The following is a 26,919-nucleotide window of genomic DNA, read 5'->3' on the forward strand; positions in this document are numbered from 1 at the left end:
ATATAGACTGCTTCCGGATTCTGCTTAGATAAATCGTCTTTTTAAAGCAACAATCCATTCGAAAAGCAGCTAAAATAAAAACCGCCGACCCTTAAGTCAGCGGTTACGAACAATTATGCATGTTTTTCGGCGTGAGCCTTTACTTGCGCTTGCCTGGGTTTATTCGGTACCTCATGATGATGGCGGCACCTGGGCTCGTACGATTCAGAAGCACCGACTAAAATAATCGGATCATCATAGGAAGCAGGCTTGCCATCGATCAGACGCTGTGTCCGACTGGCCGGAGAACCACATACAGGACAAATCGCATTCAACTTTGTCACACTTTCACTCAAGGCCATAAGTTCAGGCATCTTCCCAAACGGTTCACCACGGAAATCCGTATCCAGCCCTGCAGCGATGACACGAATCCCGCGATCGGCCAGACACTCCACAACTTCAACGATATTATCATCAAAAAACTGCACTTCATCAATGCCGACAATATCTACTTCATCACTAACTTCTTTGAGGATTTCCAGCGATTCTGCTACCGGCCTCGCCAGTACAGAGGTACCGTTATGAGACACGATGGAATCCTCTTTATATCGATTATCAATGGCGGGTTTAAATACACGAACAGACAAGTTACCATATGTAGCTCGGCGTACGCGGCGAATCAATTCTTCTGATTTCCCGCTGAACATACTTCCACAGATCACTTCAACCCATCCGCTCTGTTTCATTACATACACGTCCACTGTCGCTCCCTTCACACATCTTCGATCCATCTATTTTTGACAAAAAAAGCTCCCTTCATGAGACGGGTAAACTCACATAGGGATGGCTCTACTATCCTGCTGTCCTTCGCTTTTCCTTTAACAAAAAAACAGGCAAAAGGTAAGACAATTTGCCTGTTTTTGTTCAAAATTATGCTGGGATCATCATAAGATGACCACACATTATTATGAAAGGTTATATTTTTTCTTGAAGCGATCCACACGGCCGCCAGCTTTGTCAGCTTTTTGTTTGCCTGTGTAGAACGGATGAGACGCAGAACTAATCTCAACGCGGATAAGCGGGTAAGTGTTCCCGTCTTCCCATTCGATTGTTTCGTCAGATCCTTGCGTAGATCCAGCGATAAATTTGAAATCAGAACTTGTGTCAAGGAATACAACTTTACGGTATTCTGGATGAATTCCTGCTTTCATGTTCTTCCACTCCTTTTTGCCCTGAGTCCCCTGGAAACAGAGTTATTGTAAGAGCCGTCGAAGGTTAGTCGATACACCTTTTACTGAAACTCACATAGAAAGATTATATCAGTCTACGTAGTCCAATGCAACAGCATGTACTATCCTTTTTTCTGGAAAAGCGATCAGCTGCGACGAGACGAGGTTGTTTTTCCCTTCATATCCTTGTCCATCAGATCGAAAAATTCCTCATTAGTTTTCGACGACCGCAGCCTGCGTAAGAAACGGTCGATGAAATCATGAGAATCTGACATCGTTTTACGAATCGCCCACACTTTATCCAGTCCAGACTTCGGCAGCAGCAGCTCCTCTTTACGTGTTCCGGAACGAGCAATGTCAATCGCAGGGAAGATGCGTCGTTCGGCCAGACTGCGGTCCAGATGAAGCTCCATGTTCCCGGTTCCTTTAAATTCTTCATAAATGACATCATCCATGCGGGAACCTGTATCCACTAATGCCGTGGCTAAGATCGTAAAACTTCCGCCCTCTTCAATATTCCTGGCCGCACCGAAGAAACGCTTCGGCCGGTGGAAGGCTGCCGGGTCGATCCCTCCGGATAGCGTCCGTCCGCTTGGCGGGATCACCAGGTTATAAGCACGGGCAAGACGCGTAATGCTGTCCATTAAGATAATCACGTCACGCTTATGTTCCACGAGTCGCATGGCCCGCTCAAGGACGAGTTCAGCCACTTTAATATGGTTTTCCGGTACTTCATCAAAAGTTGAACTTACGACATCAACATCTGGTGCTACAGAACGTTCGATGTCTGTTACTTCTTCCGGGCGTTCATCCACAAGTAAAATGATTAATTTTGACTCGGGATGGTTAACAGAAATGCTATTCGCAATTTGCTTCAACAGCATCGTCTTACCCGCTTTAGGCGGAGCAACAATTAATCCACGCTGTCCATAACCGACCGGTGCCATCAAGTCCATAATCCGTGTTGAAAGTTTTTTACTTTCTGTTTCAAGTTTCATATGACGATCTGGATAGAGCGGCGTTAAAGCTGGAAAGTGCACTCGTTCTTTCGCCGTCTCCGGATCTTCCCCGTTTACTGCATCTACGTGAAGCAATCCATAATACCGTTCATTTTCCTTCGGCGGCCGGACTTTCCCCGAAACCTTGTCGCCATTACGCAAATCAAACCTGCGAATTTGTGATGCGGAAATGTAAATGTCCTCAGCACTCGGAGAGTAGTTGATTGGACGCAGGAAGCCAAACCCTTCAGAAGGAATGATTTCCAAGATGCCATCCATAAATAGAAAGCCATCTTTCTCGGCCTGTGCTTTCAAAATTGCAAAAATCAACTCTCGCTTCGTTAGCTTAGCATAATAGGATACCTTGTACTGCTTCGCTAAAGAGTAGAGTTTCTTTAATGTCATGTCTTCCAGGTTGGATATTGATAGTTCTGCCACAAAATCACCACTTTAATTATTTTTAGCTAAAGCATCCTCGCAGATCGTCTTTCCCTGACGAGAAGATTATAAGGAAGTCGTGCTTGAGCCTTTTTTATAGATTGTGTGTATACCAGAGTAAGCTCTCTACTAATCTATGTTGATCTTAGTATGAGCGTTGATTGCCCTTTTCGGAAATAAAAAGAAGAAACAAGAGGGATGTGAAGCTTACAGAGGTTTACAATTACATTATTTCTTTGATTCTTTATTGTTAGAAACCTACCTTATTGTACATCTAGTAATCACGTCGGTTCAAGAGGTTTTTTTGGCATGTCATTCAGAGGGTAAAAGTAGGGCAGGGAAACTGAATATCTTCAGCTTCCCCATTTAACCTGCTATTTAATCACTAAATTCGGTTTCTTCTTCAAGCTGTGGTCTCCATCGATAAAACGAACGGTTCCTGATTTCGCTCGCATAACTACCGTCTGGGTTGTTGCCTTTTGTCCTTTAAATTGGACTCCTTGAAGCAGTTCTCCGTCTGTTACTCCTGTGGCTGCGAAGATGGCATCGTCCCCGCCGCAGAAGTCTTCCATGTATAGAACTTTGTTGATATCTTCAATCCCCATGTCCTTACATCTGTTGCGTTCTTCCTCATTAGAAGGAATAAGTTTTCCCTGGATTTCGCCACCAAGACATTTAAGCGCAACCGCAGCAAGCACCCCTTCAGGCGCTCCCCCGGATCCGAATAAAATATCAACACCTGTATCGTCAAAAGCCGTATTAATCGCAGCTGCCACATCTCCATCAGAAATCAGTTTAATGCGGGCACCTGCTGCGCGAATTTCTTCAATAATTCCTTCATGCCGTTTTCTGTTCAGTACAATCGCTACTACATCTTCCACATCTTTATTTTTCGCTTCAGCCACGGCAGCAAGATTTTCAGCTACGGATGCATTGATATCGACTTTTCCGACCGCTTCTGGCCCTACAGCGATTTTTTCCATGTACATATCCGGTGCATGCAAGAGCTGGTTGTGATCAGCAATCGCAATGACAGCCAGCGCATTCCATGTTCCCTGTGCGACAATGTTTGTCCCTTCAAGCGGATCTACAGCTACATCCACTCTCGGGCCAAAGCCATTCCCGAGCTTCTCTCCAATATAAAGCATCGGAGCTTCATCCATTTCTCCTTCCCCGATTACGACAGTTCCTTTCATCGGGATCGTGTCAAAAACGTCACGCATAGCGGAAGTGGCCGCATCATCAGCTTCATCTTTCTTTCCTCTTCCCATCCAGCGAGCTGATGACAAAGCTGCCGCCTCAGTTACTCTGACTAATTCCATTGATAAACTTCTTTCCATGGTTCATTCTCCCCATTCTCTATAGAATTTTCCTCATCTCCCCATGGACGGGCCTCGCGCGTAGTGGGGTAGTTCGGCCGTGCTTAGTCGAACTTCCTTTAACATAACTTTAACCGTGCTTCCTCTAGTCACGGTTCTAGTCAACCTTCCACTCACCTGTCTACCCGGGCACTACGCTTTTCTTACTGTCTAGCTCCGCGGGGCAGACCTTCGTGACATAAGCAATCCACCTCCGTGAAGAAAAACCACTTCACTGTGGCGTCTTGCTTATGCGTGTCAGGTCTAAACGCCCCGCTTCGCTTTTCTTATGAATTCTGAAATTGCTCGACTTCCTCTTCTGACATCTCCTCATACCAGATATTGGCTCCGAGCTCTACCAGCTTGTTCGTAATGTTTTCATAGCCTCGTTCAATGTGGTCTACACCAGTGATTTCAGTGACTCCGTCGGCCATTAACCCAGCGATCACCAACGCAGCACCCGCCCGTAAATCAGAAGCTTTTACTTTTGCTCCTTCAAGTTTAGCCGGACCTGCGACAATCGCTGCACCGCCTTCTACTTTAATCGAAGCATTCATGCGGCGCAGTTCATCGACATGCTTGAACCTGGCTTGATAGATCGTATCCGTAACGACACCAGTCCCTTCCGCCTTCGTAAGTAATGTGGTAAAGGGCTGCTGTAAATCTGTCGGAAATCCAGGATAAACGAGAGTCTTAATATCAACACTCTTTATTTTTTCACCAGGCCTGATGTAAAGCTGTTCATCGTTTTCCTCAATCGTTACACCCATCTCCCGCAATTTTGCCAGCAGTGATTCAAGGTGCTGCGGAATAACGTTGTCAATAATCATTTCTTCCCCTTGAGCTGCAGCCATGATCGTATAAGTTCCCGCTTCAATCCGATCCGGGATAATCGTATGCAGGCAGCCATTTAATTCTTCAACGCCTTCAATACGGATCACATCCGTCCCGGCACCTTTAATCTTCGCACCCATGCTCGTTAGCAGGGTGGCTACATCAATGATCTCTGGCTCTTTGGCCGCATTCTCAATCGTTGTCTTCCCTTTGGCCTTCACTGCTGCCAGCATTATGTTGATGGTCGCGCCTACGCTGACCACGTCTAAATATATTCTGGCCCCGCGCAGTTCTTTTGCACGTAAATAAATTGCACCTTGTTCGTTAGACACCTCAGCGCCAAGGGCTTCAAACCCTTTAATATGCTGGTCAATTGGACGCGGTCCGAGGTGACAGCCGCCCGGCAGTCCAATCACCGCTTTATTGAAACGACCTAACATCGCTCCCATAAAATAATAAGAGGCACGCAGCTTCTTCACGCGACCGTTTGGAAGCGGCATCGAGATCATTTTTGAAGGGTCGATTTCAATCGTTTGCCCATCTCGCTGAACGGTCCCCCCTATTTCCTCAAGCAAATCAGATAACGTTCCTACATCCGATATGTTTGGAAGTCCTTCAATCGTTACTTTGGAATTCGCTAAAATCGCAGCAGGTAATAGAGCTACAGCACTGTTTTTCGCACCACTGACACGTACTTGTCCGCGCAAAGGGGTGCCGCCTTCTACTAGTAGTTTTTTCATGGGAAACTCCTCACTTTAAAGGTAAAGATTATATCTTTATCATGTGCAATTTTTGCCAAATGACTCGTATTATTTTTGATTATTCCAGTCATTAAGGAATTTTTCAATACCTTGGTCAGTCAGAGGATGCTTTACAAGTTGGTCAAAGAGTTTAAACGGAACCGTTGCAATATGCGCTCCATTCAGGGCTGCGTCCGTTATATGAACGGGATGGCGTACAGAAGCAGCAATGATTTCCGTATCAATTGCATGACGATCGAAAATCTCAGCGATCTGAGCCACGAGCTCCATTCCGTTATGCCCAATGTCATCTAGACGGCCTAAAAACGGTGAAACGTAAGAGGCACCAGCTCGTGCGGCAAGCAAGGCCTGGTTGGCTGAGAAAATGAGCGTTACGTTCGTCTTAATATTCAGGTCGCTTAAAGCTTTGACAGCCTTCAGCCCTTCTAAAGTCATGGGAACCTTCACTGTAATGTTAGGGGCAATGGCGGCAAGCTCCTTTGCTTCCTTAAGCATCCCTTCTGTATCAAGCGAAATTACTTCGGCACTCACTGACCCATCCACTTCCTCAGTGATTTCTTTTAGACGCTCGTGAAAAGAAACCCCTTCTTTTGCAACTAAGCTTGGATTGGTAGTAACACCTGCAAGTACTCCTAATGCATTCGCTTCTTTGATTTCATCAATATTAGCCGTATCAATAAAAAATTTCATTGGAAACGTCCCTCCTGTGTCGGAAAATGTAGTATGATGGCGTTTTCATACATGTTGAAAAGGAAACCGTTACGGTGTAACGGCTTCCTTAAACACTATCTTTATGCTTTTTGAGAAGAACCAAATTCACGCATTTTGCCAATAACGGTTTCCTTGATCGCGTCACGGCCAGGTCCTAAGTATTTACGTGGGTCGTATTGCTCTGGCTGCTCTGCTAGAACTTTACGCACCGCTTTACCTTGAGAAATTTGGTTTTCTGTATTTACATTGATTTTTGCTGTACCGAAAGAGATTGCCTTTTTAACATCTGCAGTTGGGATGCCTGTTCCACCGTGAAGTACAAGTGGCTTGTCAACAAGTCCCATAATTTCTTCCATGCGGTCGAAGCCAAGATTCGGTTCACCCTTGTAAGGTCCATGAACGGATCCAAGAGCAGGTGCAAATACATCTACATCTGTCTCATCAACGAGTTGTTTACACTCGGAAGGAATTGCATAAGCTGCTTCAGCATCTTCTACGATGAGGTCGTCCTCTTGTCCGCCTACACGGCCAAGTTCTGCTTCAACAGATACACCGTGGATATGAGCAAGCTCAACGACTTTTTTCGTAAGAGCGATGTTTTCTTCTAACGGATCATGAGACGCGTCGATCATGACAGAAGTGAATCCAGCGTGAATCGCTTCTGCACACTTTTCGAAACTTGAACCGTGATCTAAGTGAATCGCAACAGGCACAGTTGTCCCATAAGATTCCATAAGTGATTTAACCATAGCAACCACTACGTTAAATCCGCCCATGTAACGTCCGGCACCCTCAGATACTCCAAGAATAACAGGAGACTGCTCTTCTTCAGCAGCCTGAAGAATCGCTTGAGCATATTCAAGATTATTAAGGTTGAACTGTCCTACTCCGTAACGTTCTTCCTTAGCTTTTTCTAGCATTTCTTTCATCGAAACTAACGGCATGAAAGATCCTCCTTTAGTAAAAATACGTCTAGTATTTACTCCCATATCTTCAATTTATCTTTTTGAAAAATATGTCGTATAAGTAAGCCACATTATAAGAATACCAATACCCATTCTAAGGTGCAACACTCCAAGGATGAGATAGCGCTTTCAACTTCAAAAAGATTTTGGGAAGTAATTATTCGTATTCCATATAAAGAAGAATTTAACAATTTAATTGTTCAGAAGATGCCATAATGCAGGATCATAAGAGAATTTTATAGAAATTGTTTACTATCCTGTACTATCAGAACTGCCATAAAAATAAGCTGAAGGTACGAAAAAATCGCCTTCCATCCGTGCTCAAAAATACCGCGCCAGTCAAGTTATTATGCTCAGTGTGATATCATCCCCTCTAATATTCACTTACAAGACAATCCGCAATCATTTGGCGAATTTGATGAATATCAAATGGTTTAGAAATGACATGCTTAACAAAAGAATAGTGTGTATCCGCCTGAATGGAACTTTCTGAAAGCCCTGTCATAATAAAAACTGGTTTATCGACATGTTGACGGTCTAAGTATTGAAGCACTTCTCCTCCGCTCATTATAGGCAGATTGTAATCCATTAGAATCAAGTCCGGATGATGCTCCATTACCTGTTCACAAGCCTGTTTCCCTGTCTTGGCACTAATCGTTTCATATCCTTCACTTTTAAGAAATTCCTCTAGTAACATTCGGATTCCAGGTTGATCGTCAATAATGAGGATCTTACTTGTCATGGGTATTCACAGCCCTTCTTTTACTGGTGCAAGCTGCCGAGTCACGAACCTTAAACGGTTTTTCATTATAAAAGACGAAAAGCCGCTCATTACGACGTGTCTACGGGATGCCACGCTGTACTATTCTTTTTCTAAGCCATACCTTTTTCTTTCTCTAATCTAAATACTTCTAGGTTCGACAGATAAACTCCTGCAATTATTGGTAATTTACATATGGTATGGAAAAAGACAGGCTACACAAGCCTGTCCCTCTGAAATTTATAATTTTTCGTTAATCACTGCACCGATAAAACCATGGAAGAGCTGTTGCGGACGCGTAGGTCGGGATTTAAATTCTGGGTGGAATTGACTAGCGACAAACCACGGGTGGTCTTCCACTTCGATAATTTCCACAAGGCGTCCATCCGGGCTCGTACCGGAGAAGATAAAACCTTTCTCTTCCATTTGCTCCCGATAATGGTTATTAAACTCAAACCGATGGCGATGCCGCTCATAAATCACTTCTTCCCCATAAGCTTCCATGGCCTTCGTATTCGCCTTAAGACGAGAAGGATATATTCCCAGGCGAAGCGTACCGCCAAGGTCAGTTAACTCTTTTTGTTCTGGCAGTAGATCAATAATTGGATGCGGTGTAGCTGGATTAATTTCAGCTGAATGTGCACCTGTGAGTCCAAGCTCATGACGAGCAAATTCAACAGTAGCCAGCTGCATGCCTAAGCAAATTCCGAGGAACGGGACACGCTCTTTGCGGGCATAATGAATAGCCGTGATTTTCCCTTCAATGGCGCGGTCTCCAAACCCGCCAGGCACAAGGATTCCATCTACATCCGCTAGCTTCTCATGGATGTTCTGGTCAGTAACTTGTTCGGAATTAACCCATTTTACTTCAACATCTGAATCATAGCTGTAGCCGGCGTGCTTTAAAGCTTCTACTACAGAAATGTAGGCATCAGGAAGTTCAACATATTTTCCGACAAGACCAATCGTAACTTTCCCTTTTAAATTCTGTACTTTATCAACGAGCTTGTTCCACTCTGTCATATCTGCCTCTTCTGTTTCCAGACCTAAATGGTTACACGTCAGCACATCCAGATTCTGGGCCTGTAATTCAAGCGGCACATTATACAGCGTATCAGCGTCGCCTGCTTCGATTACAGCATGTTTATCGATATCACAGAATAAAGCAATTTTTTCTTTCATTTCTTCTGAGATTTCCATTTCAGTACGCAGCACAACAACGTCCGGCTGGATACCTAATGAGCGAAGTTCCTTCACACTGTGCTGCGTCGGTTTTGTTTTCATTTCCCCAGCAGCTTTCAAGTACGGGACAAGTGTACAGTGCAAGTACATTACATGTTCGCGGCCGATGTCACTCTTAATTTGACGAATGGCTTCCAGAAAAGGAAGGGATTCAATATCACCGACCGTACCACCGATTTCAGTGATCACAATATCGGCATTCGTCTCATGTCCTGCGCGGAAAACGCGTTCTTTAATTTCATTTGTAATATGAGGGATTACTTGTACCGTTCCACCAAGGTAATCTCCACGACGTTCCTTCTTAATAACGTTTGAGTAAACTTTCCCTGTCGTTGTATTACTGAATTTGTTGAGATTTATATCAATAAATCGCTCGTAGTGCCCAAGGTCAAGATCCGTTTCCGCACCGTCATCAGTTACAAATACTTCACCATGCTGGTAAGGGCTCATCGTCCCTGGGTCAACGTTAATGTATGGATCAAATTTTTGAATCGTTACCTTTAATCCTCTGTTTTTTAATAAACGGCCAAGCGAAGCAGCTGTAATCCCTTTTCCAAGAGACGACACTACACCGCCTGTGACAAAGATATATTTCGTAGCCACAACCATCCCTCTTTCTTTTATGAACTGATCATCTTAGTAGTATTTACAGGGGGAGAAAAAATAAAAAAACGCTCCCCCGTCCAGGGGAGCGTTTGAACGTTCAAACTAAATTAAAGAGCCCAAGTAAAATATTACTGATTTGAACTTTGAAAGTCAACCTTAGGATTTATCTTCCTCATCTTCATCACCAACAAAGCTGACATCCTCATCTACGATCTCTTTTTCTTCTTCATCCAAATCGTCTTCTTCGTAGTCACCTTCGTAATCATCATCGTCGTCATCAAGGTCCAGTTCCTCATCAGTCAGATCGATGTCATCTTCGAGGTCATCATCGCTATCATCATATCCTTCTGCCCCTAACTCATCTTCAAGCAGCTTGGAAGGTTTCTTTTTTTTCTTCTTCTTCTTTTTTTTACGCTTTTGCGCGAGACTAGCGATTTCCTCTTCTATTTGTTCTACAGGGTACCAGCTTTTCAGACCCCATCTATTCGTTCCAATTGTCATGAATTGACCGTCTACATTTAAATCTGTGTAAAACTGGGCAATATATTGTTCTTTCTGAGCTTCAGTAAATCCTTTCATAGAAGAAATGCGATCAAAGATATCATTAAAATCCATCGCTTCTCTCTTTTCTTCCAAAATTAATGTTGCGAAATCAATCATAGATATTTCTTCAATCTGTTTTTTACTCAGTTCTTTTACACTCACGATCCAAGCACTCCTTTACTCATCAAATAATCTATACATTACATCATAGACATACGGATAACATTTAATCATACCAACCATTATATGTTCAGCCACAACAAAAATCAAATCCCATATGCATTCACCTGGATTATCCTGCCACCTCAGGTCATCCAGATTCTGGATGACCTGAGGTGGCAGGATATGGAAGTCAGTGAGAGGAAAGACCTCTCCATTCTAACCTCTTGGAGTTACCTAATATTTATCGTAAAATAGAGGAAGATAGATATAAAGGAGACATGACGCTATGAAGACGCACCCTTTTGATTGGGTATTACTTTCCATCATTGCTGTAGCCCTTGGCATATGGGTCTTTACAAATTACGGCATCATCCACGAAAAACACCTGACCGAAGCCACTCTGACTGAGAAAACCCACGGAGAAAACGGGTATTTCATAACCGTAGATGATCAAAAACTAAAAGTTAAGAATACCAGCACATGGATGATCCTAAAACCTGGCGAAAGCTATGAAGTTTCATATGAGTGGTATGGAAACAACCATCCGTACATAGTCGAAATTAATCAAGCACACGACGATGATAGTGTTGGAAGCGGTCATTAGGCCCCGCAGGACGCGGGGGCGTTTGGTGTTGGCACATGCCCCACACGACGTGGGGTAGTTCGGTGTTGGCACAGGACGTGCCGGTTTTAACCGAACTTCCATGGATGCCGATCTTAGTCGAACTTCCTCAGCTTCGAGAGCGTTTGCGCCTTTTTTATGCGTTTAATCTATTATGCACAAAACCGACTGTCGAATGCCCTCACAATCTGTTCGACACTACAACTTGTCTGTAAGCCTAATTGCACATGTAACGAAAGTAAACAGAAAGAGTCCATCCTTTCAAAAAAAGATGGACTCTTTTCTTTACCTGGCTAGCATGCCCAGCAAATCCTGCTTACATATTACGACGGTACTGCCCGCCTACTTCGTACAGGGCATTCGTAATCTGGCCAAGGCTCGCAACTTTTACCGTTTCCATCAATTCAGCAAAAATGTTCCCTCCGCCGCTTGCTGTTGCTTTTAAACGATCAAGTGCTTCAGCCGTTTCCGCTTCATTTGACTTCTGGAAGTTACGCAATTCTGTGATCTGGTGTTCTTTCTCTTCCTTATCAGCACGCGCAATATCCATAGAATTAATATCATCTTCTGTCAGTGGATTCGGGTTCAAGTACGTATTCACCCCGATAATCGGCAGCTCGCCAGAATGCTTCTTGCCTTCATAGTGCAACGATTCTTCCTGAATTTTACCGCGCTGATATTGACGCTCCATGGCACCCAGCACACCGCCGCGGTCGTTCATTCGTTCAAATTCCTGCAGAACCGCTTCCTCAACAAGGTCGGTCAGCTCACGAATAATGTAAGCCCCCTGCAAGGAATTCTCATTTTTCGTTAACCCAAACTCTTTACTGATAATCATTTGTATGGCCATCGCACGTCTTACAGATTCCTCAGTTGGCGTAGTAATTGCCTCATCATAGGAATTCGTGTGTAAGGAGTTACAATTATCCTGGATGGCAATCAAGGCTTGCAATGTCGTACGAATATCATTAAAATCAATTTCCTGTGCGTGCAGAGAACGGCCGGAGGTTTGAATATGATACTTCAACTTCTGACTGCGTTCGTTGGCACCGTATTTATTTTTCATCACAATCGCCCAGATTCTGCGGGCAACGCGGCCAAGAACGGTATATTCAGGATCCAGACCATTTGAGAAAAAGAACGACAGGTTCGGTGCGAATTTATTAATATCCATGCCGCGGCTTAAATAGTACTCCACATACGTGAACCCATTTGCCAGCGTAAACGCAAGCTGTGTAATCGGATTCGCTCCCGCTTCTGCAATATGGTAGCCGGAAATTGACACAGAATAATAGTTACGGACTTCATGATCGATAAAATACTGCTGAATATCACCCATCATTCTCAGGGCAAATTCTGTCGAGAAGATACAAGTATTCTGACCTTGGTCTTCTTTTAAAATGTCTGCCTGCACTGTACCGCGCACAACATGAATCGTTTCCTCTTTAATTTGCTGCGCTTCCTCTTGATTCGGCTCGCGTCCGTTTTCTACCGTAAACTTGTTCAGCTGCTGATCAATTGCCGTGTTAAAAAACATCGCCAGAATAATCGGGGCAGGGCCGTTGATCGTCATCGACACAGAGGTGGTTGGGTCAACGAGATCAAAGCCGTCATACAGCTTCTTCATATCCTCAAGTGTACAAATGTTCACACCGCTTTCGCCGACTTTACCGTAAATATCCGGACGTTCATCAGGATCTTCCCCATATAGAGTCACTGAGTCAAACGCTGTACTTAACCGTTTCGCATCATCACCCTCTGACAGGTAATGGAAGCGGCGGTTCGTACGTTCCGGTGTACCTTCACCCGCAAACTGACGCTTCGGATCTTCCCCTTTTCGCTTAAACGGAAAAACGCCGGCTGTAAACGGAAAAGCACCTGGCACGTTTTCACGCCGCAGCCACGTCAAACGGTCACCCCAGTCGTGATAGGCTGGCAGTGCCACTTTAGGGATCTTAGTGCCTGATAGGCTTTCCGTCGTCAGGTCCATAGTAATTTCTTTATCACGAACTTTAAATGTGTAGGTTTCGCCACTATAACGCTCGTGAAGATCATCCCAATCTGCAAGTTTTTCACTCGATTCACGGTCCAATTTGCGTTCATAATCTTCCACTAATCGCTCGATGCTTGCTTTATGCTCACTCTCTTCAAGTAAGTCAATGGTTCCTTTAAGCTGATAGAGCCTGCGCGCCTGATCTGCTTGTTCGTTTGTATGCTTATGATAATCACGAACCGCCAGTGCAATATCACGCAAGTACTGTTTCTGTTCATTCGGAATAATCACGTTTTGCTTTTCTACTTTATCAACACGTTCAAATGACGTATCATCCTGCCAATCATACGCTTCATTCAGCTTATCGATAATCGCAGCAAATAGCGTGTTCGTTCCTGGGTCATTAAACTGGCTGGCAATCGTACCGTAAACAGGGAATTTTGTGACATCCTGATGGAACAGCATGTGACTGCGTTCGTACTGTTTACGCACCTGGCTGAGCGCATCTTCAGAACCCTTTTGTTCAAATTTATTAATCACAATAAAATCTGCAAAATCAATCATGTCAATTTTCTCAAGCTGTGAAGGCGCACCAAATTCGGCCGTCATGACATACATGGACAGGTCGGTAATATCGGTGATCGCGGCATTGCCTTGCCCAATCCCGCTCGTTTCAACAATAACGAAATCAACACTAGCCGCTTTCACGACCTGAATCGCTTCTTCAATCGATGTGGATAACTCAGAACGCGCCTCACGAGTAGCGAGTGAGCGCATATACACGCGCGGGTTGAAGATCGCATTCATACGAATCCGGTCGCCAAGCAGCGCACCGCCTGTTTTCTTTTTCGTCGGGTCAACAGACAGAATCGCAATTTTCTTATCAGGGACTTCGTTAATGAAGCGGCGGATCAGCTCATCCGTCAGAGAACTCTTCCCAGCCCCGCCTGTTCCGGTAATTCCCAGCACAGGGATCGTCTTCTCGGTCGTCTCTTCGACCGCCGTTTCAAACGCGGCCACAGCTTCCCGTTCTTGCTTTGGCGTATTTTCTACATAGGTAATAAAGCGTGCCATCGCCTGGTGGCTGCCTTTTGTCAAATCTTCCACTGCTTCCTTAACGTTAAGCGGCGGCAGGAAATCACATTCTTCGATCATCGTATTGATCATGCCTTGCAGTCCAAGTTCACGACCATCTTCCGGTGAGAAAACACGAGCAACACCGTAATCATGAAGCTCCTTAATTTCACGCGGAAGAATAACACCTCCACCTCCGCCATACACACGAATATGGCCGGCTCCTTTTTCTCTTAAAAGATCGACCATATATTTGAAATATTCCACGTGTCCGCCCTGGTAAGACGAAATCGCGATCCCCTGTGCATCTTCCTGAATGGCCGCATTGACAACTTCTTCCACGGAACGGTTATGGCCAAGGTGGATAACCTCAGCTCCTGATGCTTGTAAAATTCTGCGCATAATATTAATCGACGCGTCGTGTCCATCAAATAAACTGGATGACGTCACAAAGCGCACCGGATGTTTAGCTTGATAAACGTGCGGTTGTTCCATTATGCCTCTCCTCCTTAGGATAAATTCTTTTCCTGAACGTTCAGCCCTTGCAGCAGCAGATGTATTTGTCTGTCTGTATATGATTCAAGTGTAAAGGTCCGTTGCAGCATCCAGCGTCTGAATCCCCACATCTGTCCCTGTACAAAAATATTATTGGCCACCAGCGCTGTATCCCCTTCCGGCAATTGACCAGGAAGACTGTTGATGATCACTTTCTCAAGCATCGCTACCATGTCACGCTCTTTCCGCAGCACATAATCCTGGGCATCTTTGGACAGCGATTTGACCTCTTGGTACATCACCACGACTTCATCCTGCATATCGTCCATTAAGGAAAAATAAGAGCGAACAGCACAGACGAGATTGTCGACACTCGTTTCATTCTGATCAATGGAGCTTTCCATCCGCTCCTTAACCCGTTCATAAATCGAGTCACAAACGAGGAACAGAACATCTTCCTTCTTGCGAATGTACTCATACAATGTCCCAATGCTGAACCCTGAAGCTTTCGCAATCTCACGGGTCGTCGTTTTGTGAAAGCCTTTTTCGGTAAAAAGGGATACCGCTCCTTTGACCATTTGCTTGCGTCGTTTTTCTACGAGAGCTTCGTCCTTAATTGAAGAGGGTACTTGTTTCTTTGTCATGATCAGTCACCCTTCCATTGTTGATACCAGGAGCGTGCGAGCCTATATGGATCAGCTTCAGGGTCACTGAGCTCCTGCAGCTTCGCCTGATCCTCTTCCACATGCCCCTTCACTTCGCGCCAAATCTCCTCACGTATCAGCTCATAGACTTCAAGCTGCAACTGCATTCGGCGCCGTTTTTCTCCTTGATCGGTTTCATATAAATAGGATCGATGGCTGGAAACACCGTCCCAAAGTTCTTCCATGCCTTTATTTTCGGTGGAAACTGTTCGAACAATAAGAGGACGCCAGCCTTTAGGATCAGCAATCATCATATATTCCTCAAGCGTCGCTTTTAGCTTAACGACACCGGGTAGGTCTGCTTTATTGATAATAAACAGGTCGGCGATTTCCATAATTCCCGCTTTGAAAATTTGCAGTACATCTCCGCTGTTCGGAGTGAGCACAAGTCCCGTTGTATCTACGACCTTCATAATATCAAGCTCCGACTGACCTACCCCGACTGTCTCCACTAACACGACATCGAAACCATAAGCATCACATACCCGTATCGCATCTTTCGTCGCCCGCGCCAACCCCCCTAAACTTCCGCGCGTTGCCATGCTTCGTATGAAAATGCCGGGATCAAGAAAATGCTGATTCATGCGTGTTCGATCTCCAAGCAAAGACCCTCCGCTAAACGGACTCGTCGGGTCGACAGCAATCACCGCGACGGTAAGCTCTTGTTTTCGCAGATGCGTGAGCAGCCGATTGATGAGTGAACTTTTCCCTGCCCCTGGAGATCCTGTGATCCCGATATAATGGGCGCTTTTTTTTATGGAAAAAATGTCACTCATTAAGGCAAGTTTATCGGGATGATCACTTTCGACGAGCGTAATTGCCCGTGCCAGAGCTCGCATATCTTTTTGTTTAATCCGTTCAGCTAAAGGGTGCATCACAAGTGACCTTCCTTTCTCTTACTGTGTAACCATACGTCCGATCACGAGACGCTGAATTTCATTCGTACCTTCATAGATTTGCGTGATTTTTGCATCACGCATGTAGCGTTCAACCGGATAATCTTTCGTATAGCCATAGCCACCGTGAACTTGCACAGCCTCCACCGTAATACGCATCGCTGCATCGCCGGCATATAATTTGGCCATTGCGGACGCTTTGGCATAAGGTTCTCCTACTGATTCCAGGTAAGCAGCTTGATAGGTTAATAGACGCGCTGCTTCGATTTCCGTCGCCATGTCTGCCAGCTTAAAAGAGATCCCTTGCAGCTTAGCGATCGGCTTACCAAACTGTTCACGCTCTTTCGCGTAATTCACAGATTCATCAAGCGCCCCTTGCGCAATACCCAGTGCTTGAGCAGCAATCCCGTTACGGCCGCCATCAAGCGTCATCATCGCAATCTTAAAGCCTTCTCCTTCTTGTCCGAGCAGATTCTCTTTAGGAATTCTGCAATTTTCGAAAATTAACTCCGTTGTCGGTGAAGAACGAATACCGAGTTTTTTCTCTTTTTTCCCAAATGTGAAGCCTTCTGTCCCTTTTTCGACGATAAAGGCACTCACTCCTTTACTGCCGGCATTTGGATCTGTCTTAGCAAACACGACATAAATATCGCCGACTCCGCCGTTAGTGATCCACACTTTATTGCCGTTGACCACGTAATGGTCGCCATCCAGTTTGGCTTGCGTGCGCATCGAAGACACATCACTTCCCGCACCTGGCTCTGATAACGCGTAAGCGCCTAATTTCTCCCCTGAAGCAAGCTGTGCCAGATATGTTTTCTTCTGTTCTTCGTTTCCGAATTTATAAATCGGCCAGCTGCATAGGGAAATATGAGCGGATAACGTTACCCCTGTTGATGCACACACACGAGACAGCTCCTCGACTGCAATCACATAGCTGATAAAGTCTGAGCCAATCCCGCCATATTCCTCTGGCCATGGAATGCCGGTTAATCCTAGTTCCGCCATTTTGTCAAAAATCTCCCGATCAAAGCGTTCCTCTTCGTCACGCTCAGCCGCTGTTGGTTCGACTTCATTCTTGGCAAAATCGCGCACCATTTTTCTAAGCATTTCTTGTTCTTCTGTGATTTTGAAATTCATCGTTGTTCCTCCTGTTCAGTCCTTTAATAGATGATTGCCAATCACAATCCGCTGGATCTCACTAGTTCCCTCATAGATTTCACAAACCTTCGCGTCACGGAAGAAGCGTTCTACCGCGTAATCCTCTGTATATCCGTAGCCACCGTGTACCTGAACAGCTTCAATCGCAGTGTTAACTGCCGCCTTTGAAGCAAATAGTTTGGCCATTGATGCTTGCTTGCCGCATTTCTCACCAGCTGCTTCTAACGTGGCTGCCTGATAGACTAACAGTTTGGCAGCCTCAACATCTGTTGCCATATCAGCAAGCTTAAACGAGATTCCTTGATGTTTTGCGATCGACTTGCCGAATTGCTCCCTTTCCTTCGCATAGGCCACAGCATGCTCTAGCGCAGCTTCAGCAATCCCAAGCGATTGGGCCGCAATCCCGATCCGGCCGACATTCAAGTTGGCCAGTGCAATCTTAAAGCCTTCTCCTTCCTCACCAAGCAACTGGGAGGCAGGAACTTTACATTGATCAAAGTTGAGCGAAACCGTACTTGATCCATGAAGCCCCATCTTCTTTTCCGCTTTCCCAATGGAAAAACCAGGCGTATTCCGTTCAACAATAAACGCACTAACCCCATTGCCTCGCTGCTCATCGCGGTTGGTACGAGCAAATACGATAAACGTATCGGCCTCACCGCCATTTGTGATGAACACTTTTGACCCATTTAAAAGGTAATGATCCCCTTGTTTCTCAGCACGGGTCTTTAAGCTGCCTGCATCTGAACCAGCACTTGGCTCAGTTAAGGCGAACGCCCCTAAGTATTCTCCTGAAGCCAATTTGGGAATATATTTTTGCTTCTGTTCTTCTGTTCCAAAGTAAAGAATCGGATTGGTGCCAACTGACGTGTGGACCGATAAAATAACGCCAAGTGTTGCACTAACTTTAGCAATTTCATGAATCGCAATAATGTAGGAAGTATAGTCCATTTCAGCGCCGCCATATTGTTCAGGAACCGGGATGCCCATTAAGCCAAGTTCTCCCATCTTCCGAATCAACTCAATGGGAAAACGGTCTTCCTCTTCCATCCGTTCAACAGCTGGAGCCACTTCCTTTTCAGCAAAATCACGGACCATTTTCCGCATCATTTGTTGTTCATCTGTAAACTGCAGGTTCATGTTCGTTCTCTCCCTCGCCTGTTATTCGTAGCTGTAAAATCCTCGACCTGACTTCTTACCGAGCCAGCCAGCCTTCACATATTGCCGAAGCAATGGACACGGACGATACTTGCTGTCACCAAATCCATCGTGTAGAACCTCCATAATATACAGACAGGTATCAAGACCAATGAAATCAGCCAATGTAAGTGGTCCCATTGGATGATTCATGCCGAGCTTCATCACCTTATCGATATCTTCGACGGAAGCCACCCCTTCATGTAAAGCGAAAATCGCTTCATTGATCATCGGCATCAGAATCCGATTGGCAGCAAATCCTGGGAAGTCATTGACTTCAACAGGAGTTTTATTCAACTTCTCTGTCATTGCTTCAATAGTCTGATAAGTTTCATCACTCGTCTGAATCGCACGGATAATTTCGACAAGCTTCATGACCGGCACCGGATTCATGAAATGCATCCCGATGACCTGGGAAGGACGGCTGGTTGAGGCTGCGATTTCGGTAATAGGTAATGATGATGTATTCGTTGCTAAAATGGCATGAGCTGGAGTGATTTCGTCCAGACTTTGAAACACCTTGGTCTTCACGTCCATGTTTTCAACAACAGCTTCAATCACAAGGTCGCAATCAGATGCATCGTTTAGGTCCGTAGAACCTGTCAACCGTTCCTTAGCGTTCGCTTGCTCATCAGCCGTTAATTTCCCTTTATCTACGGCACGTTGCAGGCGCTTTTCTATTCCTGCAATCCCCTTTTTTAATGCTTCTTCGTTCATATCGTTTAATTTAACTTTCAGTCCTGACTGCGCGAACACTTGAGCAATACCTGCCCCCATCTGTCCGGCACCAATGACCATTACTTGATTTATTGACATGTTGATTCCCCCTTACTGTTTCGGTACTTCAATCAATACGGCATCCCCTTGGCCGCCGCCTGAGCAGATCGCTGCAATGCCAAGACCACCGCCGCGTCGCTTCAGTTCATGTGCCAATGTAAGTAAAATACGCGCACCACTTGCGCCAATCGGGTGTCCCAGCGCAACAGCGCCACCGTTAACATTAACTTTTTCTGGATCTAGTCCGGCGATTTTACCGCTCGCCAACGATACCGTTGCAAAAGCTTCATTTACTTCAAACAGATCAATCTCTTCAAGCGATTTACCCGCTTTCTTCAGCAATTTATTAATGACCAGCCCTGGTGTTTCCGGGAAGTCATGGGCTTCCACGGCCACCTCATCATGAGCCAAAATAGTCGCAAGTGTTTCCGCTCCAACTTGTTGCGCCTTTTCGTCAGACATAAGCACCATCGCACAAGCTCCATCATTAACGCCTGGTGCGTTCCCCGCCGTAATCGTTCCATCTTTATCAAATGCCGGACGCAGCTTCGCTAGCCTTTCAGCCGTCGTTCCTTTTCTGGGTGCTTCATCTGTATCGACAACAATCGGATCACCCTTACGCTGTGGGACCTCCACTGCAACGATTTCTTCGGCCAGTTTGCCATTTTCAGTAGCCTGAAGTGCGCGCGTATGACTGCGAGCAGCCCACTCATCCTGTGCCTCACGTGTTAACTCAAATTTATTCGCGGTGCGATTTCCATAACTGCCCATATGGATGTTTTCGAATGAGCAAGTCAGTCCGTCATGCACCATCATATCTTTAACAGCCGCATCTCCCATACGCAGGCCCCAGCGTGCTTTCGGCATAAAGTATGGCGCGTTGCTCATGCTCTCCATCCCGCCTGCAACAATCACATCTTCTTCCCCTAAGCGAATGAACTGATCAGCCATCGTCACACTGCGCATTCCTGATGCACACACTTTGTTGACCGTTTCCGTTTTAACATCCCACGGGATGCCCGCTTCACGGGAAGCCTGGCGTGAAGGCAGCTGTCCCTGGCCGCCTTGCAGAACCGTCCCCATGATGACTTCTTTTACGTCTTCTGGTAAGACACTGGCTTTTTCTAAAGCAGCTTTGATCGCGATTCCACCTAGTTGTGCAGCAGTCAGTGGAGCTAAGCCTCCGCCAAATTTTCCAAATGGTGTACGTGCACCTGCAACGATTACGGTTTTTGTCATAATAAAATTCCTCCCTAATTTGTTAACGCTTACGAACGTGGCGATTGAACGCTCGCTCAACTTCTTCTCATAAGGAAAGTGTACATGAATTTGTACACTTTCCTTTAGTACATTAAATTTAGTCCTATCAAGGCTTAAGCAGATATCTAAACCTGGTTTTCACTGGTAACACTTTCTTATGCCGATTTCTCTACCTTCTCCGGAAAAATCGACTTCGCTAAAATTTCTGCAATATCCATTGTGCTAACCTGCTCTTCCACTTCCTTCGCTTTCGTTCCGTCCGAAAGCATCGTCAAGCAGAATGGACAGCCACTTGAAATCATCGTTGGCTCTACGGCCAATGCCTGTTCTGTCCGTGCCACGTTCATGCGGTTTCCAGATTTCTCTTCCATCCACATCATTCCGCCGCCGGCTCCACAGCACATACCATTTGAGCGGTTTCGGTTCATCTCCACCACTTTTACGCCTGGAATCATTTCAAGCACTTCACGCGGTGGCTGATATACTTCGTTGTAACGGCCAAGGTAGCAGCTATCATGATACGTAATCGTTTCATTGACCTCTGCTTCAGGCTTCAGCCTGCCTTCTTTCAGCCATTCAGAAAGCATCTCGGTATGATGATACACCTCAGCCTCGAAGCCGAAGTCCGGATATTCGTTTTTGAAAATATTGTACGCATGCGGATCGATCGTAATGATCTTCTTCACATCATGCTTTTCAAATTCTTTAATATTCTTCTCGGCCAGCTCCTGGAATAAAAATTCATTCCCCATACGGCGAGCTGTATCGCCTGAGTTCTGTTCTTTGTTTCCGAGAATGGCAAACTTAATGCCTGCTTCATTCATCAGTTTGGCAAAAGCCATGGCAATCTTCTGGCTGCGGTTGTCATAAGAACCCATAGAACTTACCCAGAACAGGTAGTCAAATTCTTCTCCTGACTTCTTCAATTCTTTAACGGTTGGGATCGTTACTTCCTCATTCGCTTCACGCCAGTTAACACGCTCTTTCTTAGAAAGTCCCCATGGATTTCCCTGACGTTCAATGTTCATCATCGCACGCTGGCCATCCTGATCCATTTTTCCTTCTGTTAATACTAAATAGCGGCGCAGATCGATAATCTTATCAACATGTTCGTTCATAACCGGGCAAGCATCTTCACAGTTACGGCATGTTGTACAAGCCCACAGTTCTTCTTCAGTAATCACATCACCGATTAAGCTTTTGCCTGGAGCCGCTTCTGTAGTGGCAGCGGCTTCATCTCCGGCTTGTGAACCAGCCATCTTGGCCAATGTATTGCCTTCAGTTTCGGAAAAAGCGTAAGAAGGAACCCATGGTGCCTTGCCTGTAACGGCTGCCCCAGTTTCTGTTAAGTGATCACGAATTTTCACGAGCAAGTCCATTGGCGACAGCATTTTACCAGACCCTGCAGCTGGACAAACATTGGTACAACGTCCACATTCCACACACGCATAGAAGTCAATCATTTGCAGTTGATTGAAATCTTCTACCTTTCCAACCCCAAAGGAAACATCTTCTTCATCTGCATCCTCATCGATTTCAAAGTCAATCTTTGAAAGCTTAGCAGGAGGGCCCTCACGGCTTAGGAAGACATTGACCGGTGCAGCCAGTAAGTGTGCATGCTTCGATTGAGGCACATAAACAAGAAATGTAAGGAGAACTAATAAGTGAATCCACCACATGACGAAAAACACACTCGCGGCTGCTGCTGGCGGCATCCATCCGAAAGCGTTTGCAATAATGGTCGCAACAGGTTCCGTCCATGCCCCTTCATGCCCGTGCCAAATAAGTGCCATTCCATTTCCAATAAGTACTGAAATCATTAATAATCCGATAAATAATAAGACCATTCCTGCTTTAAAGCCACGTTTTAACCGAACAAGTTTCTCAATATAACGACGGTAAAACGCCCATATGACTGCAACGAGAATGGTTAAAGTCACCAGTTCCTGAAAAAAAGTGAAGCCTGGGTAAAGCGGACCCAGCGGTAAGTGAGAATCTGGGGCCAGTCCCTTCCAAATGAAATCGATCGCCCCAAATTGAACGAGGATAAAGCCATAAAACATCATGACATGAATGGCACCCGATTTCTTATCCTTTAACAGCTTTTTCTGTCCAAACACGTAAATCCATATTTTTTGAAGGCGTCGCTTAATCTGCCCATCAAATTCGAATTTCTTTCCCATCTGGATATAGGCAATCCGCGTACGAACAACACGGACAAATAGATATAACCCATATATCGTAACTCCCAGGAATAAAATCCAATTTGCGAGTAACAACGGATTCATCTGTTCTCCCCCTCTAAGTTAGTCTGCAAGTTTCCGAACCGCCTCCCCCATTATCAATTCGGAACCCTGTCAATTTTCTGAATCTTATACATTAACTATAATAATGAATGAGCATTCAGTCAATACATTTTACATGATTTCCTTTTCAAACCTCCATGTTTGGGGAAACTAATAGAGGAAAATGCAAAGGAGGCCCTATTAAAATGCTACTCATAACCCTTTTAATTATCATCGTGATCTATTTGCTTATCGTGTTAGATTTTAAATTAGGCAGGAGGAACCATCAGAACCATGCACAGCACCTCCCTTTTAAAGAAACAACAGCAGATTATCACTTATATAAAAACGGATCCCCTTTATTTGAGGACCTTTTTCAAGAAATCTCAGAGGCCCAACAGCAAGTTGACATTTACTTTTATTTAATTAGCAATGATCGGTCGGGTCGTGATTTTCTTGAGATTCTGAAAAAGAAAGCTAGTGAAGGAGTGCTAGTTCGCCTGATGACAGATCGGCTGGGCGGCTATCAGCTGTCGAAACAAATCCGAGGTGAATTAGCAGAAGCTGGGGTGCAATTTCATTTTGCAGCTATTCCGGGATTTCCTTATTTCTTTTACAAATTAAATCACCGTAACCATCGTAAGATTACAGTCATTGATGGAGAAATTGCTTATGTAGGCGGCTTTAACATCGGCGACAACTACCTCGGGAAGAACCCCAAGTTTGGAGACTGGCGCGATTACCATTTACGCTTAACCGGGCCCGCCGTCAGTGAGCTACACCATATTTTCCTAGACGATTGGTATCGAGCAACAGGGGAAAAGCATTCCCCGCTCGTTACAAATAAAGAAGCGAAGCACTCTGTTAAAGTCGTTGCCACAGACGGGGCGAAGCTCGAGGATGAATTTTTGCGTATGATTCAGCGTGCTGACCAGGAGATCTTAATCGGGACTCCTTATTTTATCCCGACTGAGAAATTGATGATCGCTTTAAAACAAGCCTTACAGCGCGGGGTTTCCCTGCAAATTATGGCGCCGCTTAAATCAGATCATCCTTTTGTAAAAGAAGCGGCTATTCCTTATTTAGACCAACTCTTTCATGCAGGAGCGAAAATCTGTCTGTATGACGATGGGTTCTATCATTCCAAGGTTATGATTGTCGACCAGAATATAGCCGATATCGGGACAGCCAACTTTGACAGACGCAGCTTCTTCTTAAATAAGGAAGTGAATACATTTGTCTATGACAACGTATTTATCAGCGATTTACGAAAAGCGTATATGGAGGACGCTCAGAATGCAATTGCTTTTAACGAAGAATGGTTGTCCCAGCGTTCACTCGCCACAAAAATAACCATCCAAATCGCCAAAGTGCTGCGCCCAATTTTATAGTTACTTAAATATAGTACTTACCATTGGACCGACCCATGAAAACACCTTGAAGCCTAGATAAATGCCGATGATTCCGAATACTCCTGCTGCTGCAGGGGGTGCGGGTATCGGCAGTTTAACGGCTGCAAATACAATGCCTACAATAAATCCAGTTAATAAAGCTAGTATAATTTCCTTCATCGATATGCCTCCTCTTGCAAGTATGTTTATATTATTCCATTCACGGAGAGGCTATCCTCTACTTTTTCAACCTGAGTCAAAATCATTCTACCTTAACCTGGGGAAAAGTTCTAACTTCCTTGGCCGGGTCATTGGACAAAAAAAGAATGCCCCCGCCACATTCAGCAAGGACACTCTTTGGTTAGTATATGCAGCTACATTTGTTCTGGTGCGGAAACGCCGATCAAGCGCAGGGCATTCTGCAAGGTTGCGCGCACGGCTTTCATGAGTGCGATTCTCGCAGCAGTACGCTCCGTATGGGCTTCGTCGAGTACTTTTTCAGCATTGTAGAAGCTATGCAAGTTCGATGCTAAATCAAAAGCATACTGCGTCACACGATGCGGTGTACGTTTCTCAGCAGCATCGGCTACAATTTGCGGGAATTCACCGAGACGTTTCAGCAAGTCTTCTTCTTTTTCCGATGTTAGGAATTTGCCAGCGAATTCTCCGCCTGTAAGACCTTTTTCCTCTGCTTGGCGAAGCATCGTACATATGCGGGCATGAGCATACTGCACGTAATAGACTGGGTTCTCATTGGATTCAGAACGAGCGAGATCCATATCGAAGTCAAGATGAGAATCACTGGAACGCATCGAGAAGAAGTAACGCATCGCATCAATTCCGACTTCCTCCATCAGCTCACGAAGCGTAACAGCCTTCCCTGTACGCTTGCTCATTTTCACCTTTTCGCCGTCCTGGAACAAGTTGACCATTTGGATGATTTCCACTTCGAGCGTATCCTTATCATAGCCAAGCGCCTGAATCGCAGCCTTCATTCGCGGAATATAACCATGGTGGTCAGCTCCCCAAATATTAATCAGCGTATCGAAGCCGCGGTCTAGTTTATTTTTGTGGTACGCGATATCCGGTGTTAGGTAGGTATAAGTACCGTCATTCTTAATGAGTACACGGTCCTTATCATCGTCAAAAGCCGTCGTTTGAAACCATGTCGCATCGTCTTGTTCGTACACATAATTCTTTTCTTTCAACACGTTTAACGCTTGTTCAATTTTGTCACCTTCGTAAAGGGAAGTTTCGGAAAACCATTCGTCAAAAGGAACACGGAACTCTTCTAGATCCGTCCTGATTTTATTTAATTCGTAAGTCAGCCCGTATTTACGGAAAAAAGTCAGACGCTCTTCTTCAGAAGCATCCACCCACCTCGTACCGTCTTCCTCGACCAACTTTTCGCCAAGCTCAATGATGTCCTTGCCATGGTAGCCATCTTCCGGCATGTCCCAATCTTTGTCGAGCGCCTGCATGTAGCGGGCCTCAACAGACCGCGCCAAATTAGCGATTTGATTTCCAGCGTCATTAATATAATATTCACGAGACACCTCATAACCGGCCGCATTTAGAACATTGCTTAACGAGTCCCCGACAGCAGCCCCGCGGGCATGTCCTAAGTGCAACGTGCCAGTTGGGTTCGCTGAAACGAACTCAATTTGAATCTTATGACCTTTTCCAATATCTGTATGTCCATAGTTTTCCCCTGCAGCCAGAATCGCTGGGACAAGATCAGCTAAATACTGATTGTTCATGTAAAAGTTAATAAATCCTGGTCCGGCGATTTCAATCTTTTCAATAGAGGCTTTAGAACGATCAAATTGTTCCACAAGCTCTGTGGCGATCTGACGCGGATTCTTCTTCGCGATACGCGCCAGCTGCATCGCCATATTTGTCGCATAATCTCCGTGCGACTTATCTTTCGGCTGTTCCAGAACCACAACAGGCATTTGCTCATCTGTTGCCAGGCCTGCCTGCTTTACGGCTCGAACAATTTCATCCTTCAGCTTCTGTTCCGTCTGTTCGACAATGTTCATGATTCCCTTTCCTCCTCAAAAAGTAGCGTTAACCGATGGCGTTGCTCAACCTCATGATTCAGCGTCATGTGATAACTAATAAACAGACGGCCTTGAGAAGCTTCTGCAAGTGAACGATACTCAATTTGGTCTGTCCATGTCCTCATATGAAAATCACCATATGTATGATGATAAATATTCTCCGTCTCCCGCTTTTTCTGAAAAACCTGACGCATGTCTACGGGGCCCGTTCGTTTAATACTAATGTGGTCCGGCTTAATTGTCACCATCGTCTTCACCGGCTCCCCCTCTTCCGGGTGTTCCGTAAACGTAAGGACTTCCGTTTCATTACGCGTGTATAATTGCCCCTGTTCAGATAACGTCATCTCTTCTTTACGACCCGCATCTCTGATTTCCGTTATGAGCTTAATACGTACATCCTTCATTTAACCACTCC

23 protein-coding genes are annotated in these 26,919 nt (G+C 45.2%); 2 read left to right on the top strand and 21 right to left on the bottom strand.

Annotation, left to right across the window (positions count from 1 at the left end; translation table 11 throughout):
- Positions 1–113 precede the first annotated feature (113 nt).
- The 10 genes from P9989_RS18805 to rpoE form a co-directional block, all read right to left on the bottom strand.
- A complete protein-coding gene (locus P9989_RS18805; protein WP_283078982.1) occupies positions 114–734 on the bottom strand; it encodes a thymidine kinase in 621 nt (206 codons plus the stop codon).
- 210 nt (positions 735–944) lie between these two features.
- A complete protein-coding gene (locus P9989_RS18810; protein ID WP_079528299.1) occupies positions 945–1,190 on the bottom strand; it encodes a type B 50S ribosomal protein L31 in 246 nt (81 codons plus the stop codon).
- A gap of 164 nt (positions 1,191–1,354) precedes the next feature.
- On the bottom strand, positions 1,355–2,644 hold the full coding sequence (rho, locus tag P9989_RS18815; protein WP_283076379.1) for a transcription termination factor Rho: 1,290 nt from the start codon (positions 2,642–2,644) through the stop codon (positions 1,355–1,357).
- Between the two features lie 374 nt (positions 2,645–3,018).
- On the bottom strand, positions 3,019–3,984 hold the full coding sequence (glpX, locus tag P9989_RS18820) for a class II fructose-bisphosphatase (protein ID WP_283076380.1): 966 nt from the start codon (positions 3,982–3,984) through the stop codon (positions 3,019–3,021).
- 305 nt (positions 3,985–4,289) lie between these two features.
- Positions 4,290–5,576, bottom strand: a complete 1,287-nt coding sequence (gene murA / locus P9989_RS18825; protein ID WP_283076381.1) for a UDP-N-acetylglucosamine 1-carboxyvinyltransferase — start codon at positions 5,574–5,576, stop codon at positions 4,290–4,292.
- A 69-nt stretch (positions 5,577–5,645) separates the two neighbouring features.
- Positions 5,646–6,287 carry a fructose-6-phosphate aldolase gene (fsa, locus tag P9989_RS18830; RefSeq protein ID WP_283076382.1) on the bottom strand — a complete coding sequence of 214 codons (642 nt, stop codon included), beginning with the start codon at positions 6,285–6,287 and terminating at the stop codon, positions 5,646–5,648.
- Positions 6,288–6,388: 101 nt separating this feature from the next.
- On the bottom strand, positions 6,389–7,252 hold the full coding sequence (gene fba, locus P9989_RS18835) for a class II fructose-1,6-bisphosphate aldolase (RefSeq protein ID WP_283076383.1): 864 nt from the start codon (positions 7,250–7,252) through the stop codon (positions 6,389–6,391).
- A gap of 394 nt (positions 7,253–7,646) precedes the next feature.
- Positions 7,647–8,015 carry a response regulator gene (locus P9989_RS18840; protein WP_283076384.1) on the bottom strand — a complete coding sequence of 123 codons (369 nt, stop codon included), beginning with the start codon at positions 8,013–8,015 and terminating at the stop codon, positions 7,647–7,649.
- A 258-nt stretch (positions 8,016–8,273) separates the two neighbouring features.
- Positions 8,274–9,884: a CTP synthase gene (gene pyrG, locus P9989_RS18845; protein ID WP_283076385.1), complete on the bottom strand. Its 1,611-nt coding sequence runs from the start codon at positions 9,882–9,884 to the stop codon at positions 8,274–8,276.
- A 153-nt stretch (positions 9,885–10,037) separates the two neighbouring features.
- Positions 10,038–10,586 carry a DNA-directed RNA polymerase subunit delta gene (gene rpoE / locus P9989_RS18850; protein ID WP_283076386.1) on the bottom strand — a complete coding sequence of 183 codons (549 nt, stop codon included), beginning with the start codon at positions 10,584–10,586 and terminating at the stop codon, positions 10,038–10,040.
- A 286-nt stretch (positions 10,587–10,872) separates the two neighbouring features.
- Between rpoE and P9989_RS18855 the strand changes: the two genes are divergently transcribed.
- Positions 10,873–11,190 (top strand): hypothetical protein, encoded by a 318-nt coding sequence (locus P9989_RS18855; protein WP_283076387.1) that lies wholly within the window; start codon positions 10,873–10,875, stop codon positions 11,188–11,190.
- Positions 11,191–11,524: 334 nt separating this feature from the next.
- On the opposite strand, the gene icmF is transcribed toward P9989_RS18855, so the two are convergent.
- The 8 genes from icmF to P9989_RS18895 all read right to left on the bottom strand — a co-directional run bounded on the left by icmF (position 11,525) and on the right by P9989_RS18895 (position 23,053).
- A complete protein-coding gene (gene icmF / locus P9989_RS18860; protein WP_283076388.1) occupies positions 11,525–14,770 on the bottom strand; it encodes a fused isobutyryl-CoA mutase/GTPase IcmF in 3,246 nt (1,081 codons plus the stop codon).
- A gap of 14 nt (positions 14,771–14,784) precedes the next feature.
- A complete protein-coding gene (locus P9989_RS18865; protein ID WP_283076389.1) occupies positions 14,785–15,414 on the bottom strand; it encodes a TetR/AcrR family transcriptional regulator in 630 nt (209 codons plus the stop codon).
- Positions 15,415–15,416: 2 nt separating this feature from the next.
- The gene (gene meaB, locus P9989_RS18870; RefSeq protein WP_283078983.1) at positions 15,417–16,349 is read right to left on the bottom strand and encodes a methylmalonyl Co-A mutase-associated GTPase MeaB; all 933 of its coding nucleotides are present in this window, start codon (positions 16,347–16,349) and stop codon (positions 15,417–15,419) included.
- 21 nt (positions 16,350–16,370) lie between these two features.
- Positions 16,371–17,510: an acyl-CoA dehydrogenase gene (locus P9989_RS18875; RefSeq protein ID WP_283076390.1), complete on the bottom strand. Its 1,140-nt coding sequence runs from the start codon at positions 17,508–17,510 to the stop codon at positions 16,371–16,373.
- A 15-nt stretch (positions 17,511–17,525) separates the two neighbouring features.
- Positions 17,526–18,671: an acyl-CoA dehydrogenase gene (locus P9989_RS18880; RefSeq protein WP_283076391.1), complete on the bottom strand. Its 1,146-nt coding sequence runs from the start codon at positions 18,669–18,671 to the stop codon at positions 17,526–17,528.
- Between the two features lie 21 nt (positions 18,672–18,692).
- Positions 18,693–19,544 (bottom strand): 3-hydroxybutyryl-CoA dehydrogenase, encoded by an 852-nt coding sequence (locus tag P9989_RS18885; protein ID WP_283076392.1) that lies wholly within the window; start codon positions 19,542–19,544, stop codon positions 18,693–18,695.
- Positions 19,545–19,556: 12 nt separating this feature from the next.
- A complete protein-coding gene (locus P9989_RS18890; RefSeq protein WP_283076393.1) occupies positions 19,557–20,744 on the bottom strand; it encodes an acetyl-CoA C-acetyltransferase in 1,188 nt (395 codons plus the stop codon).
- Between the two features lie 176 nt (positions 20,745–20,920).
- On the bottom strand, positions 20,921–23,053 hold the full coding sequence (locus tag P9989_RS18895; protein ID WP_283076394.1) for a heterodisulfide reductase-related iron-sulfur binding cluster: 2,133 nt from the start codon (positions 23,051–23,053) through the stop codon (positions 20,921–20,923).
- A gap of 203 nt (positions 23,054–23,256) precedes the next feature.
- Here P9989_RS18895 and cls point away from each other — a divergent pair, with 203 nt between their 5' ends.
- The gene (gene cls / locus P9989_RS18900) at positions 23,257–24,441 is read left to right on the top strand and encodes a cardiolipin synthase (RefSeq protein ID WP_283076395.1); all 1,185 of its coding nucleotides are present in this window, start codon (positions 23,257–23,259) and stop codon (positions 24,439–24,441) included.
- Here the strand turns inward: cls and P9989_RS18905 are convergent, their stop codons facing one another.
- From P9989_RS18905 to P9989_RS18915, 3 genes are all read right to left on the bottom strand, one after another.
- Entirely contained in the window at positions 24,442–24,621 is a 180-nt protein-coding gene (locus P9989_RS18905; RefSeq protein WP_283076396.1) for a XapX domain-containing protein, read from the bottom strand.
- Between the two features lie 194 nt (positions 24,622–24,815).
- Positions 24,816–26,483, bottom strand: coding sequence for an arginine--tRNA ligase (argS, locus tag P9989_RS18910; RefSeq protein WP_283076397.1), 1,668 nt, complete (start codon positions 26,481–26,483; stop codon positions 24,816–24,818).
- On the bottom strand, positions 26,480–26,908 hold the full coding sequence (locus tag P9989_RS18915) for a YwiB family protein (protein ID WP_283076398.1): 429 nt from the start codon (positions 26,906–26,908) through the stop codon (positions 26,480–26,482). Before P9989_RS18915 ends, argS begins: the two co-directional genes overlap by 4 nt.
- Positions 26,909–26,919: the final 11 nt, after the last annotated feature.

The organism is Halobacillus naozhouensis, assembly GCF_029714185.1.
Taxonomy (GTDB): domain Bacteria; phylum Bacillota; class Bacilli; order Bacillales; family Halobacillaceae; genus Halobacillus_A; species Halobacillus_A naozhouensis.